Raw genomic sequence first — 22150 nt, 5'->3', positions numbered from 1 at the left:
AAACCTACTCATATGAACAAAATTTCTATTTTGGCCTTAAGTTGTATTGTCGCAATTTCCACATTTGGTCAAACCAAAAAAATAACTCTCGAACAAGGTGTTTTAGAACAAAATCGAGAATTTAAAGCTGATAAATTATCCGGTTTTCAGTGGATTCCAAACACTAATAATTATGTATATTACACTGATAAGTTAACCAAAATGGTCTCCGCAAAAGCAATAGACAGCAAAGCTATAACCTTGCTTACATTAGATGAAATCAACAAATCATTAGGCACAAATCTAAAAACACTTTCTGGGATTGTATGGATTGACGCCAACACAATTTTAGTAACCGAAGGTGCACAATTCTTCAAGTATTCATTAGCAACCAAATACGGAACTAAAATTCAGGAAACTTCGAAAACGGCAGAAAACCAAACTTTTGATTGCACCAAACAAAATCTGGCTTTCACTGAGAAAAACAATTTGTATTTTCTGAATAAAAACAAGGAGAAAATCACTGTTACTAATGAAACCAACGAAGCGATTGTTTCAGGTCAATTTTTTGCCAGAAGTGAATTTGGCATCAAAGACGGTATTTTTTGGTCACCAAAATCTAATTTTTTAGCTTTTTATCAAAAAGACCAAACTGAAGTCGCTGATTATCCTTTGCTGGATATTACAGAAACTCCAGGAAAACTAGTCAGCATAAAATACCCAATGATTGGTCAAAAAAGTGAAAAACCAAGAGTGGGAATTTACAACTTGGCAAGCCAGAAAACGATTTACATTTCGCCAAGGGGAAATCAGGATGATTATTTGACCAATCTTTCCTGGTCTCCGGATGAAAAATATGTTGTTATTGCTGAACTGAACCGTGGCCAAAATGATATGTCCTTAAATGTTTATGATGCGCAAACCGGAACTTTTGTAAGAACAATTCACAACGAGAAAAACGACAAATGGGTTGAGCCTGAACATCCCGCCTATTTTCCAAGTAATAAGTCAAATAATTTAGTTTGGATAAGCGAAAAAGAGGGTTTCGATAACTTGTATTATTATTCCATTGAGGGAAAATTAATCAAACAATTAACTAATAATAAATTCCCGGTTAGAGAAATCATAGGAAGCAATGCTGGCGGAACTGAAATTTATTTCAAGTCAACTGGTGAAAATCCAACGAATATGTTAGTTTACAAAGTGGATTTGAAAGGAAAACAAACTTTGATTACCAAAGACCAGGGTACTCATACTGTAACCATAAGTAATGACGGAAATTGGTTTTTTGATGAGTATTCCAATCATTCAACACCTTCCATATCGTTGATGTGCAATAAAAATCTAAAAGCCAAAACACTATTAGAAAGCAACAACAAATATGCTGATTACCAAATGGGAACTGCCGAAATTAAAACCATAAAATCTGCTGACGGAACAACCGATTTGTACACCCGATTAATCAAACCAAGCAACTTTGACCCCACAAAAAAATATCCGGTTTTGGTTTATCTTTATGGAGGGCCACACGCTCAAATGATTACCAATTCCTATCTGGATGGTGCCAATCTTTGGATGTATTGGATGGCGGAACAAGGTTATTTAGTTTTTACAATTGACAATCGAGGTTCTGACAATCGTGGTTTTGCGTTCGAAAGTGTCATACACGGAAGGCTGGGCGTAAACGAAATCGACGACCAAATGAAAGGCGTAGATTATTTGAAATCTCTACCTTATGTTGATGGAAATCGCTTGGCAATTCACGGCTGGAGTTTTGGCGGATTTATGACCACATCAATTATGTTACGAAAACCAGATGTTTTCAAAGTGGGCGTTGCCGGCGGACCAGTAACCGATTGGAAATATTATGAAGTGATGTATGGCGAACGTTATATGGATACCCCTGCCGAAAATCAAAAAGGGTTTGACGAAGCCAGCACCTTGAAATACGTGAATAATTTAAAGGGGAAATTGCTTTTAATTCACGGCACCAGCGATGATACTGTAGTGATGCAAAACAATTTTGCATTACTCAAAAAGTTTATTGAAGCCGAAAAACAGGTGGACTTTTTTGCTTACCCTATGCACAAACACAATGTCACAGGCAAAGACAGAGTACATTTAATGACAAAGGTTCTGAATTATGTGATAGAGAATAATAAGTAGATTTAGGAGCTATTTTCCTGTGCCGTACTGAAATAAGTTGACACAAAATCGACTTATTTCAGAACGGGACACATTGGTTATTATAAGCTACTTTAACACGTAGCTTTTTTTTTATGATTTTCCTCAAAAAAACATAACAAATTATCAAGACTGCTATTAACTATAAAATTATAATTCTCTAATTTTTATCCGATTAGATAAATTTAGTAATTAAACGCTTTTTTTTGCGTTTAAACGATTATTGCGAAAATAATTACAAAAATTAACAACTATTATAATATATATTTTTAAATTCACATATTATTTTTATTTAATCTTGATAAAAATCAAAAGTTTATTTCACGATATGGTCCCCACATATCATTATAAAAAAATTTTTGTATATTAGTTTTTAGTTTTTTTACGAATAATTTTCCTTTTCAATATTAAAAAAAGTAGTTTTAAAATGCTACTTTTAATAACAATATTGACCGTGATTAGTATTTGATTTTTAGAATACTATTTTTTGTTTGCCACTGCAGTTTATGAATTCATTCCCCAGAATTCAAAGATTTTTTTTCCTACATATTTAATGTTGTTACCCTTTTTAATAACCCTTTGGATTGTATCCATTATTTAAATTATTTATTATGAAAAAATTCTTCTTTTCCTATGTTATTTTTCTTAATGGCTTAATGGCTTTTTGTCAAAACCCACAATTACTTAAAGACGTGACTCCTGGTAACAACACTTCGGGAACTATTGCTCAAATTGTAAAAACAAGTAACTATACTTTTTTTAATGAAAACGATGGAGGAGCTGCTACAGACAGAAGTTTGTACCGCACTGATGGGACACCCGGGGGAACTATTAAATTAAATCTTACTTATCTTCCTGATCCTCCTCCTTCACCTAACAATTATAAAAGTACCAAGGCAGAAAAGCTTACTGCGCTTGGGAATAAAGTAATTTTTGCCGGAGACAATTCCACCAACTATGGCGAAATATGGGCCAGTGATGGTACACAGGCAGGGACAATTGCCATTGAAAGGTTTCAACCTACTATTACCAACCGAGGTGCTGTGTACGAACTGGCAGCAATGAATGGATATGTTTATTATGGAGTAGCTGCTACCAATAACAAAACACAAATTAAAAGAACAGATGGCACACTTGCCGGTACTTCTGTTGTATTTGAATTCAGCAGTTACACTACTGCACCAGAACCTGGTCTATTTAAAGTTATTAATGGCATTTTATATTTTAATCTTTATGATTCAAACGGTACCGGTATTGATCAATTATGGAGGTGCGATGGAACTACCGCAGGCACGTATATGCTTAAAGATTTTGGGTTGAATCAATATGTAGCGAGTTGGTATATGCCAGCAAACAGTGGCTTATTTTATTGGATGGTTGTAAAACCGGGTACTGGAAATGTACTCTGGAAAAGTGATGGAACAATAGCAGGAACAGTATCCGTAAAAACAATTGGAACAACAGGTAATAATAATTATCCACAATTTGCTGCCACTATTGGCGATAACATTGCCTTTGCTGGCCTAGATGGTAATGGAAAAGAATTATGGACAACCGACGGAACAGCAGCCGGAACGAATATGGTTGCTGACATCAATCCCGGCACTCTAAATTCAAATCCATCAGGATTAATTTTTATGAATAATCGTGTTTATTTTTCTGCTACTAAAGCTGATTCAGGAACGGAACTATGGGAAAGTGATGGCAGTGCTTCAGGTACTGTATTGGTTAAAGACATCAATCCAGGTATTGCGAATAGTTCCCCAAGTTCATTGGTGCTTTCAAACAATACAATACTTTTTAGGGCAACTACCGCTACTGAAGGATCGGAACTTTGGATTACAGACGGAACAGCTTCTAATACTCTAATAGCTGCGGATATTAATCCAGGTACTAATTCTTCAAATCCAAATACTTTTACTCCCGGCAATCCAGTTTACTTTGCTGCTAATAATGGAGTGAGTGGTTTTGAAGTTTTCAAATACAACAATTCGGAGGGAGTATTGGGGGCTAAAAAAGTTTGGCTTACAGGCACAGCCTTTGGAAATTGGATTGAAGGCGGAGTGATAAAGTTAACAAACAATGGTGGTGGAATTTTTACCGCAACAAATATTCAAATCATTGGTGATGGTCGATTTAAGTTTACTGAAGGAACTTGGGTGTCAGCGGCAGGTTATTCAGTTGCACCTGGCTTCCCAACCGGAGTTTCAGCAGTGCCTGGAACAGACATTACTGGCACACTAGGATTTTGGAATGTAACTTACAATTTTGTTACAAAAGCCTATTCATTTGTCCCAACACCCACTGATAATTGGGGTATAGTAGGATCAGCTACTCCTAACGATTGGGTCGGACCAGATATGCCACTCGCCTACGATGCCATTTCAAATAAATGGAGCGCTGTTGTATCACTTAATACTGGCGAAATTAAATTTAGAAATAATAATAATTGGTCTGTAAATTATGGTGATGATGGTGCAGATGGTTCATTGGATACAAATGGCGCCAATATTGCAATTACAGCAGGGCGCTATCTTATTACTTTAGATTTCAATACATTGAAATATACTATTAAATCAGCATTAGTAGCCATACCTGATCCTAATTTTGAACAAGCTTTAATCGATTTAGGCATTGATAAAGACGGTGTTATCAATGCTTCTATTTCTAGAAGCGATGCAGAAGCAGTTACAGAATTAAATGTAAATGGTAAAAATATAAACAGTTTAGAAGGAATCCAAGCTTTTACCAATTTGTCTAAATTATATTGCCAATCCAACCAAATTCAAGTATTGGATATTGGCAATAATAAAGCTTTGACTGTTTTAGAATGTGGAGGAAATCAATTAACCGGATTAAATGTATCCCTGAACCCATTATTAAAAGTACTTGGTTTTGGTATTAACAATATTTCACTGATAGATGTGTCCCAAAACTTGAACCTAGAAGTCTTTTGGTGTAACAATAACAATATCACTTCTCAAAATTTAGACCTGAATTCGAAACTATCAGTAATTGGTCTTTCAAATAACCCATTAGCTTTTGTTTCACTTAAAAACGGGAATAATGTAAATGTAGTCTATTTTGAAGCTTATAATACGCCAAATTTAGCCTGCATAAATGCTGATGCAATCGTATCTGTATCCATGTCCAATTCGGGCAAAACATTTAGTGAAAATTGTTCTACCACTTCTCTAGCCGGCAGCTGGATTGTAGCTCCAGAAACAAGAGCCTTAAAAGTTGGTCCTACACCAGGATCAGATGAGTGGTGGTTCCTGAAACAAGAAGATATAGTAGCCAGAGCCTGCTATCTGGATGATAAATATGAATTTAATGAGAACGGAAGTTTTAAAAATGTCTTGGGCTCCGAGACTTTCCTCGAAGATTGGCAAGGTGTTTTATTCCAATGTGGAGCACCAGTAGCCCCTCATAATAGTCCTAATGCTACTTATGTTTATAATCAAAATGCTGGGACTATTACATTGAATGGGCAAGGCGCTTATTTAGGATTGCCAAAAGTTGTAAATGGTTATGAATTGCCAAATGGTTCCGTACCAAATTCAATTACCTATAATGTCTCTTTTTTAGATAACGGTACTATAATGACACTTAGTATTAATATTGGGGCGGGATTTTGGACGTATAAATTGATTAAAGAACCAGCCCTTAAAACGTATTATGTAAATGACAATAGCAAATCAGGAGATGTATTTACTTCGGCAATAGGCAATAATAACAATATTGGAACAAAAGCCGCACCTTTTGCAACTCTAACTTATGCACTTTCAATTGCAAACGAGGGAGATACGATTTATGTTGATGCCGGAGCCTATCCAGAACAAGTTATTATCAATAAAGGCGTTACCATAATTGGTGCAGGACAAGATCTGACTTCTTTTATTACACCATCAACTCCACTTGTTCCTGCTCCAGGACCTTTTACAGAAATAGGATTAATTGAAACAACACAAGGAATTGGAGATGTTCATATCAGAAATATTTCTGTTAATAGTGTGGATGGAAGTTCACAAAATATTATTATTCAAAGTGGTGGCAGTGTAAAAAACTGTAAACTGCTCAACGGTGGGCAAGGAATTTTTTTCAGAATTGAATCTGTCACTAAAACAGTTTTGATTGAAAACAATACAATCCAACCCAATGGCATTGGAATCAATTGTCAAGGAGCTGGTTTAACTGCTAATATTTTGAACAACACTATTTCAAAAGCTGGTGGTTATTTTGCAGGAATTTTTGCAGGGCTTGATTTTGGGCCACTGCCAGTACTCATTATTCAAAATAACATCATTCAAAATTATTTTGGATATGGGATGTTGGCAAACAGCTTCAATGGTAACTACACTCAAAACAGTATTGTTGGCACAAGTGGTTTTGCCATAGAAAGAACAAATGGCAATAAGCCAATAGCGAGTTGCAACTGGTTTGGGTCTCCTATAGCAGCAACAGTTACTTCTAAAATAAACGGGGCAGTAAATTATACCCCTTGGTTGACCAACGGAACAGACTCCGATTTAGTTTCCAATGGATTTAAGCCATTACCTGATGTTTGTAATGGAACTCCTGTTGCAGTAATATTAGATAATTCTACTAATGTTACCTGCAATGGTGCCAAAAATGGAACAATAAACATAATCGCCTCTAATGGTCTTGCTCCATACAATTTATTATGGACAAATAGTGACAATCCAGGATATAGTTCATCAATTGAAGACCTGACAAATCTTGGACCAGGCACTTATCAATTATTGTTAACTGATACAAATGGTTCAACTGCATCATTGTCTAACATTGTAATTTCAGAACCATCAATATTAACTGCTTCTATTGCAAACAATTCAACCGCCTGTTCCAACAATGCGACAGTTACTGCACTTGCTGGAACACCGGGTTACACCTATTTATGGAGCAATGGCGCCACTACCGCATCCATCAATAATGTACCTGTTGGAACGTACAATGTAACGGTTAAAGATGCAAACGGATGTTCTACAACTGCTAGCATAACCCTCATTGTTGGAGAAGCCTTTAATCCTTCAGCTTCAGTAACTGATGTAAGTTGTTTTGGGGGAAGTAATGGTGCCATCACTGTCACCAATGCCAATGGCACTGCTCCTTTTACATTTAGCAAAGATGGGATAACTTTCGTGTCAGGAACATTCCCTTTCAGTTTCAGCGGACTCTTGGCAGGAACTTACAACATTGCTGTTAAAGATTTCAACGGATGTACTGGATTTACAACAAAAACAATTGCACAACCGGCATCGCTTATCGCGACAATAATTACAGTACAAAGCACTTGTTCAGGTCAAAGCACAGGGGCTATTTCTGTAGCAACAGCCGGAGGTTCGGGTGCGTTAAAATATAGCTGGACAGGTACTGGCTATACTTCCTCACAAAAAAATATCAGTGGACTTGTAGCAGGAAGCTATACCTTGACAGTCATTGACAATAATGGATGTACTACAATTCTAAATGCCAATGTTCCAACTTACAATGCAATATCCGTTAATGCTGCTGTTACAAATGTTTTATGCAGAGGTTCACTGACCGGAGCCATCAAGCTTACTGTATCTGGAGGAAGCGGAAGCCAAAGCGGATTTGCTTATAATTGGACAGGAAGTACAACATCAACAAACAAAGAAATTTCAAATCTTGGTGCTGGCACCAACTATAATGTAACTATTACAGATATTGGAAGTGGTTGTATTGTAACTAAATCATATGTTATCACGCAACCTGCTTCTAACCTTTCGTTAGCTGCAAGCAAAACCAATGCTACTGGTTGCGGCGGAAGTTTAGGCACAATAACAGCAACAGCTAGTGGAGGTACATCCCCTTATGAATACAAATTAGACAATGGAAATTACCAATCAACAAGTAATTTTGCATTACTTTCCAGTGGTAGCTATACTGTTTGGGTAAAAGATGCCAATGGCTGTACCAGTTCAAAAGTGGTAGCAATTACTGATAATGGCAGCGATCAATATGAAAGCAACAACAGCAAGAGCCAAGCTAAATTAATTTCAATTGGCACTACAATTAATGCTCGAATTGCATTGGCAACAGATACCGCAGATTGGTTTAAATTTACTCCTACAATTACTGGAAATTATAAATTAACCATTACACACCAATCGATTAATTACACTTTTAATATGTATCCTTCAGCTAATAATGCAGCCGCTCTTGTCCCTACGAGTCCAACTTCGACTTCAAAACAATATGCATTGACTGGAGGCACAACCTACTACGTGCAAATAACAGGAGGCTTATCTTTTAATTGTTATGATTTGTCTATTTTGCCAGTGGCCAATCCTGCTAAATATGCCTCTACCAATACAAAAGTAATTGCTGTTGAAAAACTCTCGGTAAAAGCGTATCCAAATCCTCATCAAGGATTATTCAATCTGTCCATCATTTCACCCGAAGATGGAAAAGCACAGATAGAATTGTTTTCAATTTTAGGTCAATTACTGGCAAAAAGAGAGGTTTCCATTGAAAAAGACCAGAATACAATTGTTGAATTTAATGATGTAGGTCGTGGAATAATCCTCTATCATTTAACGATTGGCAATCAAGAGGCAAACGGAAAAGTTTATGGAAAAGATTAAAAAGGAATTCCATATTCAAAGAGTTTGTAACCAATTTGATAAGAATTCAAATTGATTTAGAACTAAGCAATGTGTTAAATAAAAATCCCAAATCCCAGAATTTTTCTGGTCTTTGGGATTTTATTTTTTTTACTATTTTTATTAAGTTTTTTGTTTTTTCTTTCTAGCTGCAGGAAACAATACATTATTCAAAATCAAACGATATCCAGGCGAATTTGGATGTAAATCCAAAACAGTTACAGGATCACCTACTCTATGCTGATAATCTTCCGGATCGTGTCCTCCATAGAACGTAAACATTCCTTTGCCTTTTTCTCCGTGAATGTACCTTGCTTCTCCATTGAGTTCGCAAGTTCCCATAATCAAAACGTTCGATTTAATTAGAGTTTGGTCGAAAGCTGTAGTTTGCCCCATAAATCCTTTTATTAATTGGGTATGATTTTGACATAACATAGAAGGAATTGGGTCCCATTTTGCCGAAAATTCCATCAGGGTAAAATAATCTTTCTCCATTGGAATCATCATTCTTTTTTCGGTCATATCAATATCTGAGAATTCATAATGTTCTGGTTTTCGATCTAAAATAAAATCTTTAAATGCAAAAGTGTTAACATAATTTATTTTGGATTGATAGTTAGGCTCACTTGTGTCGCCATCAAACATTGGTTCACAAATATCGACTCCATCTGCAGACAAAGCAATATCAAAACTATCGGCTGCAGAACACATAGCAAACATAAATCCCCCACCAATAACAAAATCTCGGATTTTTTTGGCTACAGCCAATTTTTCTTCCGAAACTTTTTTGTAACCCAATTTGGTTGCCAAAGCTTCGGCATCTTTCTTTTGTTCTATATACCAAGGTGAATTCCTATTAGAACCGTAAAATTTCCCATATTGCCCAGTAAAATCTTCGTGATGCAAATGCAACCAATCATAAAGAATGAGTTGGTCGCTTAAAACTTCTTCGTCATAAATAGGCGTAAACGGAATTTCGGCATAGGTTAAAACCAAAGTAACCGCATCGTCCCAAGGTTGTTTACCTTTAGGTGTATAAACAGCCACTTTAGGTGCTTTTTCGAGTGCTACCGCTTCCATATTTTGAGAAGGGCTGGATATTAATTCCAAAATTTGATCGGTTTCGGTATCGCTCATCACTTCAAAACTCACCCCTCGTATTTGACATTCTTTTCTGATTTCAGGAGCATCAGCCAATAAAAAGGAGCCTCCACGATAATTAAGTAACCAACTGGCCTTATACTTTTTTTCGATACACCAATAGGTAATTCCATAAGCTTTAAGATGATTTTGTTGCGTGGTTTCATCCATTGGCAAAAGAATAAAAGAAGCTCTTGCTGAAAAGGAAATCAGGATCAGAAATATAAAGATTAACTTTTTAGAAGTCATTTTGATGTTTTTATATATCAAATATACTAGTTTTTATTTGACTTAAAGGATAAAAAAAATTCGCTTAATAAGCGAATTTTAAATTAATATTTTAGAAAGGCATTTCGTCATCTTCCTCGTCATTATTCAAATTACTTCCGAAAGCTTCATTTGGAGATGGAAGATTTTTAGTTTGAAATGGATTGTCATCGTGATTCATTTTTGATGGCAAATCGTCATAACTTCCGCTGAAATCTTCCAAATTGTCAAACTTACCGAGATTTCCAATAAACTTCAACCGAACATTTTCAAGAGAACCATTACGGTGTTTTGCAATAATAAACTCGGCTTGGCCTGCTGATGGTGTTTGCTCGTCATCATCCCATTCGTCAATTTTATAATATTCAGGTCTATAAATAAACGACACGATATCAGCATCCTGTTCAATAGCTCCCGATTCACGAAGATCAGAAAGCAAAGGTCTTTTGCTTGAACCACGGGTTTCAACCGCACGCGATAATTGGGATAATGCAATTACCGGAATGCTTAATTCCTTGGCTAATGCTTTTAAATTTCTTGAAATTGTAGATATTTCCTGTTCTCTGTTTCCGCCTCCTTTTCCGTTTCCACCGGCAGTCATCAATTGTAAATAATCGACAATGATAATTTTTATTCCATGTTGCGAAACTAAACGTCTTGCTTTTGCCCTTAAATCAAAAATAGAAAGCGAAGGTGAATCGTCTATAAAAAGTGGTGCTTTTTCTAAGTCTTTCACTTTAGTATTCAGTTGGGTCCATTCGTGTGTTTCCAGTTTTCCAGTTCTAAGTTTTTCCGAAGACAATCCTGTTTCCGAAGAAATTAATCTTGTAATTAACTGAACCGAAGACATTTCCAGAGAAAATAAAGCAACTGGTAGTTTAGAATCTATTGCAATATTTCGAGCCATCGAAAGAACAAAAGCTGTTTTTCCCATACCAGGACGAGCAGCAATAATAATTAAATCACTCGGTTGCCAACCAGAAGTAATGGCATCAAGTTTTGTAAAACCAGTTTCTACACCGCTTAACCCTTTTTGGTTTCCAATTTCCTCGATTCGTTTTTTTGCCTGTAAAACTAAAGTCTGGGCAGTTTCAGAACTACGTTTTATATTCCCTTGGGTAACTTCATAAAGTTTAGATTCGGCTTTGTCCAATAAATCAAAAACATCCGTAGTTTCATCATAGGATTCTTCAATAATATCCGAAGAAATTCTGATTAAACTACGCTGAATATATTTTTGGAGAATAATTCTGGAGTGAAATTCAATGTGTGCCGAGGAAGAAATTTTCTGTGTAAGCTGAATGAGGTAGAAATCACCTCCCGCCAAGTCTAATTTTGCGTTTTTTCGTAACTGTGCCGAAACTGTTAATAAGTCAATAGGCTGTGTATCCGTAAACAGCTGAACGATAGCTTCAAAAATATATTTGTGTCCTTCTTTATAAAAAGCATCAGGCTGCAGAATGTCAATTACCTCATCAACTCCTTTTTTATCAATCATCATCGCACCAAGCACAGCCTCTTCTAAGTCAATAACTTGCGGAGGGAGTTTGCCTTTTTCTAGGCTTATGATGTTTGTTCTTTCTGTTTTAATTGGGCTTATATTCCTGACGTTTTCCATAGAGCGAATGTAACGAAAATTAAAAAAATTATTACCATTGAGTTATTACAAATAATTGTTAATAAACAATCTTTTTTGTTAATAAGCCAAAAAAAATCCGAAACGATAAGGCTTCGGATCATTTAAATATTTGTAGGATTTTACTCTTTGAATTCTCCCATTTTACAGTATTTATCCATCCTTTGGGCAACTAATTCTTGTGTTGATAAGTCTTTCAATTCATTGAATCCTTTCATAATATATTGCTCCACTGTTTTAAAAGCAGTTACTCTGTCAAAATGTGCTCCTCCTAAAGGTTCAGGGATAATATCATCCACTAATTTTTGTTTTTTCATATCGGCTGAAGTAAGTTTTAATGCTTCGGCAGCCTGCTCTTTATAATCCCAACTTTTCCAAAGGATAGAAGAACAAGATTCCGGAGAAATAACAGAATACCAAGTGTTTTCCATCATATAAACTCTGTCTCCAACTCCTATTCCTAATGCGCCACCCGAAGCACCTTCGCCAACAATTACAACAATAATAGGAACTTTTAATCGAACCATTTCGAAAATATTTCTGGCAATAGCTTCTCCTTGTCCGCGTTCTTCTGCTTCAATTCCAGGAAAGGCTCCCGGTGTGTCAATCAAAGATAAAACTGGGATACCAAATTTCTCGGCCATTTTCATCAATCGCAACGCTTTTCGATAACCTTCTGGATTTGCCATTCCAAAATTTCTATATTGACGTGTTTTCGTATTGTATCCTTTTTGCTGACCAATTATCATAAATGATTGTCCACAAATTTTTCCTAAACCGCCAATCATCGCTTTATCGTCTTTAAAACCTCTGTCGCCGTGAAGTTCAAGGAAAGTATCGCCACAAAGTGCCTTTACATGATCTAAAGTATATGGTCTATTAGGGTGTCTTGACAATTGAACCCGTTGCCAAGCTGTAAGATGTTTATAAATATGCCTTTTGGTTTCTTCAAGTTTTTTGTTGATTTGTTTACAAGTATTTGTAACATCAACTTCTGATTCCTGCCCAATAACAAGACATTTATCCAGTTGGTCTTCAAGTTCTTTTATTGGAAGTTCAAAATCTAAATATTCCATGGAGTATACGAGTTTTTGTTTTGATTTGAAATGCAAATATAAAATTTAAAATTATCAAAAACGTCTATTTTTATCTAATTATAAATAAATTCACAGTAAAATTCAATGAAAATAATTATTCTTTATCAGTAAGATAATGTTTCAAAATGCCGTTCAGTATAACTGTAATCACAATTAAAATTGCTCCGATATAAAATTCAACACTCATTTTTTCTTTCCCTCCAATAATAAAAAAAGCCAAAATAATGCCATAAACAGGCTCTAGGCTTGTAGTTAACATAATGGTATAAGGAGATAATTTCTGCATCACTTTTACCGAAGCCGTAAAGGCATAAGCAGTACAAATCGAGGACAAAATAAATAACAAAAGCCAATCATTAGAAGTCAGAATAAAGAATTCGACAGAAAATTTATTTTCGAATAAAAAGTAAATTGAGATAAAAAATACCCCTGCAAGAAACTCATAAAACGTAATAACAGAAGGTTCGTGTTTTTCGATTAATTTCCCGTTCATCAATGTGAATAATACTCCAATTATTATCGAAACTAAGGCATACATCATTCCTTCAAAATAATTTATTTCGACCTGCAAAATCATAGCAAGTCCAACAATAATTATAAGTCCAAAGAAAACTTCGTACCAAAGCACTTTTCTTCCATAGAAAATAGGTTCCAGTATGGAGGTGAAAAATGCTCCCAAAGAAAAAACTGATAATGTGATGGATACATTGGAAACATGAATGGCCTTGAAAAAAAATATCCAATGGACAGCAATCAATAATCCAACAAAAATCAATTTAAAAAATTCCTTTATCGGGATTCGAAATGATTGCTTTTTGAAAAGAATAAACAGGAATAGAAATACACCTGCAAAAAGCATTCGGTACCAAACCAAGGCATCCGCCTGAATCGAAATTAATGCTCCTAAAATTGCCGTGAATCCCCAAATAAAAACAATTAAATGAAGATTTAAATAACTTTTTAATTTACCGTTTCGCATTTCGTAATAAAAAAATTGCCAGAATTCCGAAAACAATATTAGGAAACCAAACGGCCAATAAAGGTGGGAAACTTGATTTTTCGGCTAATGTCCCAAATATTTTATCAAAAAACACAAATGAAAAAGCCACTGCTATCCCAATTGCTAAACTCAATCCCATACCACCTCTTCGTTTCATTGATGAAACCGCCACGGCAATAATAGTAAGAATAAATGCCGAAACAGGAATGCTGTATTTTTTGTATAAAACAACCATATACACATTGATATTTGAAGAACCTCGCTTTTTTTCCTTCTCAATAAATTGGTTTAATTTTCCCAGATTTAATGTTTCGGCGATGTAAACCACAGGTGTTAAATCTTCTAAATCAAAATTGAATTTCGCATCCTTTTTGTCCGCTTTTTCAATTTTGTCGTCTAATTCACCTACTGTTCTTTTGACATAATCATACATCGTATAGTTCTTGGTTTTAGGATTCCATTGTATCCTTGAAGCTGTAATTTTATACTCTAGTTTATCTTTTTTGAACTTCTCATAACTAAAATTATAAGCCGTTTTTGACACTACATCAAAACTATTGACATAAATATATTCGTCATTGCTTACTTGTCTGTAAACGTCAGTATTATCGCCCCTCATCGCTTGCTTTCCGTCACCTCTAAGATAAGTATACCTAAAATTATTAAATCCCTCGCTAGCTTTTGGAACAACAAAAAAACCCATTAACAAAATAAAAACGGAAATGATGGAAGCTCCTATAATAAAAGGTCTTAAAAATCTGGTGAAAGAAATTCCAGAACTTAAAATGGCAATGATTTCAGTATCATTGGCTAATTTAGAGGTAAACCAAATTACCGATAGAAACAAGAATATTGGAAATAATAAGTTGGTGAAATAGATGGTGAAATTAAAATAGTAAATCAAAATATCCACAAGTGGAATTTTGTTTTCAATCATTTTATTGATTTTTTCCGAAACATCAATTACAATTCCTATAGGCGCAAATAACATCAACATCACCGCAAAAGTGGTCAGATATTTTCTTAGAATGTATTTGTCAATTATTTTCATTTTTTTGGTGTTGAGTGTCGGGTGTTGGTAAAATTATTACCTAAAACCCTGAACCTAGTTATAATCTCTGGCTCATATTTCGAACCATCATTTCTTTCCAAGTTCTAAAATCTCCGGCTAAGATATGTTTTCTAGCCTCACGAACCAACCACATATAAAAACCAAGGTTGTGTATCGTTGCAATTTGTTTTCCGAGGTATTCGTTGGCTGCAAATAAGTGGCGTAAATAAGCTTTTGTATATTCTGTATCTACAAAGGTATGTCCCATTTCGTCTACTGGTGAAAAATCATCTTCCCATTTTTTATTTTTGATGTTTATGGTTCCGTTTGCAGTAAACAACATTCCATTTCTGGCGTTTCGAGTGGGCATCACACAATCAAACATATCAATTCCCAAAGCAATATTCTCTAAAATATTTATTGGAGTTCCAACACCCATTAAGTATCGAGGCTTGTCTTCTGGAAGAATTTCGCAAACAATTTCGGTCATTGCATACATTTCTTCGGCTGGTTCACCCACTGAAAGTCCTCCAATGGCGTTTCCTTGCTGACCTGAATTCGCAATATATTCGGCCGATTGCTGGCGCAAATCCTTATACGTGCTTCCCTGAACTATTGGAAAGAAAGTTTGGTCATATCCATATTTTGTTGGTACTTTTTCCAAATGACTGATACAGCGATCTAGCCAGCGATGCGTCATTTTCATCGATTTTTGGGCATATCGATAGTCGCAAGGATATGGCGTACATTCGTCGAAAGCCATAATGATGTCAGCGCCAATGGTTCGTTGAATTTCCATCACGTTTTCGGGCGTAAAAAAATGATAAGAACCGTCGATATGTGACTTGAATTTTACTCCTTCTTCTTTAATTTTTCGATTTGCCGAAAGCGAATACACTTGATAACCACCAGAATCTGTCAAAATATTCCTATCCCAATTCATAAATTTATGCAAACCTCCGGCTTTTTCAAGAATTTCGGTTTGAGGACGCAAGTATAAATGGTAGGTATTTCCGAGAATAATATCTGGATTAATATCGTCTTTCAGTTCCCGCTGATGTACTCCTTTTACGGATGCAACCGTGCCAACAGGCATAAAAATTGGGGTTTCAATCACGCCATGATCAGTGGTAATACTTCCTGCTCTGGCTTTGGTATGTGGATCTTTTTGTAATAAATCAAATTGCATATAACTTTTTTCAGTGTGCAAAGATAATTTATTTAAGATTTAGGAATTGGAATTTAGGATTTTATTTAACATTAGTCTTTTAATAGATAATTATCTTTTTGTTTTTATAAAAAAGATTGTTTTTAGTAAGGGAATTCATTAAGTTTGTAAAAGAGATAAAAACAGTTCATTTATGATTCATAGCAACCCGATTATGATGTATAATAGTAGTTTTTTTGTCAGACCAATCTATAAGTTGTGAACAATTTCCAATACCGAAGTCATCAATTAAAACATATGAAAAAGATTATTCAGATTATAGGATTTTGCCTTCTATTATTTAACTTAACTGTTTTTAGCCAATCAGTTAAAATGAAAAAGGATTCACTTTGGACAATAGATGAAATTTCTAATATGTCTGTTTATCTATATCAAAAAGTCACAGATACAACAGGAATAGGTGGTACTGGAACAATAATTAATCACAATAAACGGTATTTTCTTTTGACTGCAAATCATGTTGCAAAAGAAATGAAAGTAAATTCACAAATTGTTTTTCGAATAGCAGGTGATAAACCTGCAATTTTAAATCTTTCCTTATTTACTCTTAATCATAAAATTGATTGGATTAATCACAATGAAGCAGATTTATCTATTATTGAACTTTTACCTTTTAATAATGATATTCAAAAACGATTTGAAGAATCATCATTTTCATCAAAGTTTATATACAAAGGACAAGATACTCTACCGAGAGATAATGATGTGACATTTTTTGGTTATCCATTACTTGATTTGGATCTTAAACATTTTTCATCGCTAAGTTTTACTGCATATCTTGCGAGTGGCTTAATTACCAATAAAAGATATGATACTAAATCAAAATGCACTTTTTATTATTTAGATCAACCGAGTATGCAAGGAGCAAGTGGTGGTGGCGTATTTTGTTCAGTAAAAAAGGCAATGTATATGGGTTCTGGTAGAACTTTATTAATTGGGGTTGTACACGGAACAGCCGGAGATAATACTGGTGGAAAATTAGCTGCAATTACCCCATCATTTTACATTTGGGATTTATTAAATAAATTAAATTAAACTGCACACAACATTTAGAACGGATTTGGACAATATGCTTAATGGGAAAATGGTTTTGTATTTGGAAGTTTTGACAAATCCAAAAATAAAACTAAATTTATTTCCAAACCAGCTGCAGTGTGGACATTATAAATTTTTCTTCAAAACCTCTCCAATCTTCAATGCACATTTTTCGCCATCAATGGCTGCGGAAATAATTCCTCCGGCATAACCTGCACCTTCTCCACAAGGATACAACCCTTTTATTTGAAGGTGTTCCAATGTTGCTGAATCTCTAGGAATGCGCACTGGTGAGGATGTTCTTGATTCTGGAGCGTGAAGAACCGCTTCGTTAGTCAAAAAACCACGCATTGATTTTCCGAATTCTATGAAACCTTCTCTTAATATTTGGGTAAGAAATCCAGGGAAAACTTGCCCCATTTCTATCGAAGTCGTTCCGGGAACATAGGAAGTTTTTGGGATATTAGAAGATACTTTATTTTGGGTAAAATCGACCATTTTTTGGGCGGGAACTTTTTGGGTTTCCCCTGCCAAATGCCACGCTTTTTGTTCAATACTTTTTTGGAATTCCATTCCAGCCAAAGCACCGAATTTGGCAAACGGTTTAAAATCTTCGAGTTTCAATTCAACCACAATTCCGGAATTGGCAGTAGCCTGATCTCGCTTTGAAGGCGACCAACCATTAGTTACAACTTCACCCTGACTTGTCGCACAAGGCGCAATCACGCCACCGGGACACATACAAAAAGAATACATTCCCCTACCTCCTACTTGCTTCACGATGGAATAAGGCGATGGGGGCAAATGCTCCCCACGATAATCGCAACTGTACTGAATGCTGTCGATTAATGATTGTGGATGTTCTGCCCGAACGCCCAAAGCGAAAGCTTTGGCTTCGATAAAAATTTGTTTTCTATCCAATAACTCAAAAATATCTCGGGCTGAATGTCCAGTGGCCAAGATTATTTTGTTGGCAAGAATGGTGTCTCCATTTTTAGTAACGATTCCTTGCACTTCACTATTTTTGATAAGAATATCTGTTAATCGGGTTTCGAAAAGAACTTTACCTCCCATTTCGATGATTTTCTCCCGCATATCCTGAATAATTTGCGGTAATTTATTAGTTCCAATATGCGGATGGGCATCAACCAAAATATCATGAGATGCTCCGAAAGCGACCAATAATTCCAAGATTCTGTTGACATCACCACGCTTTTTTGAACGCGTGTATAATTTCCCATCTGAATATGTTCCTGCTCCACCTTCGCCAAAACAATAATTAGAATCTTTATCGACAATGTGATCTCTGTTGATGGCTTTTAAATCTCTTCTTCTACCTCGAACATCTTTTCCACGTTCGATGAGTATTGGTTTCAAACCCAATTCTATCAGTTGCAAAGCGGCAAATAATCCTGCAGGTCCAGCACCTACAACGATAACTTCTTGAGCGTTTTCGACATTTTTATATTCTGGCAGTTCAATTTTAGCTTCTTGAATAGGTTCGCCTTGCAAATAGATCGTGACTTTTAAATTGAATTTTACGGCTTTTTGACGTGCATCAATCGAACGTTTTAGAATAGAAATGTGTTGGATTTCTTTGGTATTAACCTGAATTAATTTGGAAACATGTTGTTTGAGCAACAATTCGTTTGTAACTATTTCTGGTGATACTTGAAAGAGTAATTCTTGTGGCATTTTTTTGTGAAATTTTATGGAAATAATTTATAAATATCTTCCCGTTTGGCAAATCTGGCAAGTTCTATAACTTCTCCATCAAAATAAAATCCTAATCTATATTTTCTAATTCTGATTCTACAAGCGTTTTGATATCCTTTTAGCTTTTTGATATTGGAAAGTACATTTAATGTTTCAGCCTTTTTTAGAGCAATAATTGTATTGAACAAATCATCTTTCAAACTTTCATCTTTGACTTTTAGCAAATCTTTTGAAAATTGTTTTAAGTATTCGACTGTCATCTACCTAAAATTTTGAAGATTTCTTCTTCACTAACCTTGTCATTCCTATCAGCTTCCTGCATCAACATCATTAAACCAACATCCTCTTTTTCTTCATCGGATAAATTATTGAATTGACTTGTTTGCCTATTTTTCACATAAGTTTGTACTGCATTTTCAATCAATCCTTTCACACTTGTTTTTTCAAATATTGAAATTACTTTCAATTTGGTTAAAGTGTTTTCGTCAATATCTATTAATTTTCTCATTGGAAATATTTTTACACAAATATATACAATATATACTGTATATACAACATCAAAATAAACTTCGTAAATTTACCCTCTAAAAACATCCAAAATGTCCAGACAAATTAAACTAATATGGGATTTTCGTGGTCCAGCCTCTGGAAAAACGGCCGAGCATCACGAAATTCATTTGAAAGAATATATAGTAGCTGAAAATTTATCGCCAAATATTACCGGTTTTGAAGTCCTTAACGAAATGTATGCGATTGCTTACATGGTCGTTACAGATGAAACGATGATTCAAGTACGAGATGCTTTGAAACCGCATCGTGGGGAAGTTTTTGAAAGTTAAATAAAAATTCCAAATTCTAAACATATTGAATGGAATTTGGAATTTTTGAAATTATAATCAGAATTAGTTCGCTACTTCACTTATAAATTTAATTCGCATTAAACGCAATTCATCAATATCATAATCGCCATCAAATTCTTTGAGCGCTTCTTCGATATTATCCGAATGGGATTCCATAAAATAATCGTGAATTTCTTCCTGCTGATCATCATCCAGCATTTCATCAATCCAATACTTAATATTTAGCTTGGTTCCAGAGTTTACAATTTGTTCCATTTCGGCAATCAAAGCATCCATTGTCAAGCCTTTGGCAGAAGCAATATCATTGAGCGGTAATTTCCTGTCGATGTTTTGTATGATGTATAATTTATTTATCGAATTTGCTCCGGTTGATTTTACAACCAAATCATCCGGTCGAACAATATCATTTTCTTCGACATAATGGCTGATCAATTCAATAAATTCTTTGCCATATTTCTTTGCTTTTCCTTCTCCAACACCGTGAGTATTTATTAACTCATCAATAGTCATTGGGTATTTTAGGGCCATATCTTCGAGCGACGGATCCTGAAAAACCACAAAAGGAGGAACGCTTAATCTTTTTGCTGTTTTTTTACGCAGGTCACGCAACATGCCCATCAAAACCTCATCGGCAACACCGGTTGATTTTGCAGCAGTTACAATTGCTTCGTCTTCGGTTTCGTTGTACTCATGATCTTCTGACATCATAAAGGAAACTGGTTTTTTGATAAAATCCAGTCCTTTTTTGGTAATTTTTACGACTCCATATGTTTCAATATCTTTGGATAATAATCCAGCAACCAATACTTGTCGCAACAAAGCCATCCAATATTTTTCATCATGATCTGAACCAGTACCAAAAAAAGTTTGACTATCCGTTCTATGTGCTTTAATAACTGCATTTACTCGCCCAATCAGAGTAAAAACAACTTCTTTGGATTTATAGATATGTTTTGTATCACGAACCACTTCAAGTAATTTAACGACCTGATCCCTTGCTTCAATCTTAACTTTTGGATTGCGAACATTATCATCCATATCGCCGCCTTCACCAGTTTCGTTATCGAATTCTTCACCAAAATAATGCAAAAGAAATTTTCTTCTTGACATCGAAGTTTCAGCATAAGCCACGACTTCCTGCAATAATGCAAAACCTATTTCCTGCTCTGCAACGGGTTTTCCGGATAAGAATTTCTCGAGTTTTTCTACATCTTTATAAGAATAATAGGCTAAACAATGTCCTTCGCCTCCATCACGACCGGCACGGCCTGTTTCTTGGTAATAACTTTCCAATGATTTTGGAATATCGTGGTGAATTACAAAACGCACATCGGGTTTGTCAATTCCCATCCCGAAAGCAATTGTTGCAACGACCACATCTACATCTTCCATAAGAAACATATCCTGGTGTTTGGCTCGGGTTTTCGCATCTAAACCTGCATGATAAGGAACGGCACTAATTCCGTTTACCTGTAAAACTTCAGCTATTGCTTCTACTTTTTTGCGACTTAAACAATAAATAATTCCTGATTTACCTTTATGTAGTTTGATAAAACGAATAATATCAGACTCGATATTTTTAGTTTTAGTACGAACTTCATAATATAAATTAGGTCTGTTGAACGAAGCTTTATAAGTTGTTGCGTCAACCATATCAAGGTTTTTTAGGATATCTTCCTGCACTTTTGGCGTAGCTGTAGCCGTAAGACCTATAACTGGAACATCTCCTAATTGCTTGATAATATGTTTAAGATTTCTATATTCAGGTCTAAAATCGTGTCCCCATTCTGAGATGCAATGGGCTTCATCAATAGCAACAAATGAAATAGGCACCGTTTGCAGAAAAGTCACATATTCTTCCTTAGTTAAGGATTCGGGAGCTACATATAAAAGTTTGGTTAAACCTGAAGAAATATCTTTTTTAACTTGAGCAATCTCCGTTTTGGTAAGGGATGAGTTCAAAACATGAGCGACTCCATTTTCAGAAGACAGGCTTCTAATGGCATCGACTTGATTTTTCATTAAGGCAATTAAAGGGGAGACAACTATGGCTGTTCCCCTCTGAACTAAAGCGGGCAATTGATAACATAGTGACTTGCCTCCGCCTGTAGGCATAATCACAAAGGTATTTTCTTTATTAAGAATACTTTTTATAACTTGTTCCTGTAAACCTTTGAATTGGCTGAAGCCAAAATACTTCTTTAATTCTTTGTGGATATCAATTTCGTTTGAATTCATTCTTTATTAATGGTATTTTATCTAAATTTGCGACACATAAAGATACTAATTTCTTTTACACATACAAATATT

Annotated in this window: 14 protein-coding genes; 4 read left to right on the top strand and 10 right to left on the bottom strand. The window is 35.2% G+C overall.

Going from position 1 to position 22150, the window contains the following annotated elements; all coding sequences use genetic code 11:
- Positions 1-12: 12 nt before the first annotated feature.
- The gene (locus IR213_RS06955; RefSeq protein ID WP_194311584.1) at positions 13-2145 is read left to right on the top strand and encodes a S9 family peptidase; all 2133 of its coding nucleotides are present in this window, start codon (positions 13-15) and stop codon (positions 2143-2145) included.
- A 629-nt stretch (positions 2146-2774) separates the two neighbouring features.
- Positions 2775-8792 (top strand): ELWxxDGT repeat protein, encoded by a 6018-nt coding sequence (locus IR213_RS06950; RefSeq protein ID WP_194311583.1) that lies wholly within the window; start codon positions 2775-2777, stop codon positions 8790-8792.
- 141 nt (positions 8793-8933) lie between these two features.
- Here IR213_RS06950 and IR213_RS06945 read toward each other — a convergent pair whose 3' ends face one another.
- From IR213_RS06945 to tgt, 6 genes are all read right to left on the bottom strand, one after another.
- Entirely contained in the window at positions 8934-10199 is a 1266-nt protein-coding gene (locus tag IR213_RS06945; RefSeq protein ID WP_194311582.1) for an asparagine synthetase B, read from the bottom strand.
- A gap of 91 nt (positions 10200-10290) precedes the next feature.
- On the bottom strand, positions 10291-11835 hold the full coding sequence (dnaB, locus tag IR213_RS06940; RefSeq protein ID WP_194311581.1) for a replicative DNA helicase: 1545 nt from the start codon (positions 11833-11835) through the stop codon (positions 10291-10293).
- Positions 11836-11975: 140 nt separating this feature from the next.
- Complete coding sequence (locus IR213_RS06935; protein ID WP_194311580.1) at positions 11976-12929, bottom strand: acetyl-CoA carboxylase carboxyltransferase subunit alpha; 954 nt, start codon at positions 12927-12929, stop codon at positions 11976-11978.
- A 115-nt stretch (positions 12930-13044) separates the two neighbouring features.
- The gene (locus IR213_RS06930; RefSeq protein ID WP_194311579.1) at positions 13045-13929 is read right to left on the bottom strand and encodes a DMT family transporter; all 885 of its coding nucleotides are present in this window, start codon (positions 13927-13929) and stop codon (positions 13045-13047) included.
- Positions 13916-15001 (bottom strand): LptF/LptG family permease, encoded by a 1086-nt coding sequence (locus IR213_RS06925; protein WP_194311578.1) that lies wholly within the window; start codon positions 14999-15001, stop codon positions 13916-13918. The genes IR213_RS06930 and IR213_RS06925 overlap by 14 nt, the downstream gene beginning before the upstream one ends.
- 58 nt (positions 15002-15059) lie before the next feature.
- Positions 15060-16190, bottom strand: a complete 1131-nt coding sequence (gene tgt / locus IR213_RS06920) for a tRNA guanosine(34) transglycosylase Tgt (protein ID WP_194311577.1) — start codon at positions 16188-16190, stop codon at positions 15060-15062.
- 276 nt (positions 16191-16466) lie between these two features.
- On the opposite strand from tgt, the gene IR213_RS06915 reads away from it, so the two are divergent.
- Positions 16467-17264: a hypothetical protein gene (locus IR213_RS06915; protein ID WP_194311576.1), complete on the top strand. Its 798-nt coding sequence runs from the start codon at positions 16467-16469 to the stop codon at positions 17262-17264.
- A gap of 126 nt (positions 17265-17390) precedes the next feature.
- Here IR213_RS06915 and IR213_RS06910 read toward each other — a convergent pair whose 3' ends face one another.
- From IR213_RS06910 to IR213_RS06900, 3 genes are read right to left on the bottom strand one after another with little or no spacing between them, the layout of a single operon-like run.
- Positions 17391-18959 (bottom strand): NAD(P)/FAD-dependent oxidoreductase, encoded by a 1569-nt coding sequence (locus IR213_RS06910; RefSeq protein WP_194311575.1) that lies wholly within the window; start codon positions 18957-18959, stop codon positions 17391-17393.
- Positions 18960-18973: 14 nt separating this feature from the next.
- Positions 18974-19240: a type II toxin-antitoxin system RelE family toxin gene (locus IR213_RS06905; RefSeq protein WP_194311574.1), complete on the bottom strand. Its 267-nt coding sequence runs from the start codon at positions 19238-19240 to the stop codon at positions 18974-18976.
- Positions 19237-19488, bottom strand: a complete 252-nt coding sequence (locus IR213_RS06900) for a hypothetical protein (RefSeq protein ID WP_194311573.1) — start codon at positions 19486-19488, stop codon at positions 19237-19239. Before IR213_RS06900 ends, IR213_RS06905 begins: the two co-directional genes overlap by 4 nt.
- A 91-nt stretch (positions 19489-19579) precedes the next feature.
- On the opposite strand from IR213_RS06900, the gene IR213_RS06895 reads away from it, so the two are divergent.
- Positions 19580-19819, top strand: coding sequence for a hypothetical protein (locus tag IR213_RS06895; RefSeq protein ID WP_194311572.1), 240 nt, complete (start codon positions 19580-19582; stop codon positions 19817-19819).
- Positions 19820-19882: 63 nt separating this feature from the next.
- On the opposite strand, the gene IR213_RS06890 is transcribed toward IR213_RS06895, so the two are convergent.
- Complete coding sequence (locus IR213_RS06890; RefSeq protein ID WP_194311571.1) at positions 19883-22078, bottom strand: RecQ family ATP-dependent DNA helicase; 2196 nt, start codon at positions 22076-22078, stop codon at positions 19883-19885.
- Positions 22079-22150 lie beyond the last annotated feature (72 nt).

Source organism: Flavobacterium soyangense (assembly GCF_015277675.1).
In the GTDB taxonomy this organism is placed as follows: domain Bacteria; phylum Bacteroidota; class Bacteroidia; order Flavobacteriales; family Flavobacteriaceae; genus Flavobacterium; species Flavobacterium soyangense.
The sequence above is the reverse complement of the archived record's forward strand: the minus strand, read 5'-3'. Positions and strand labels throughout refer to the sequence as shown.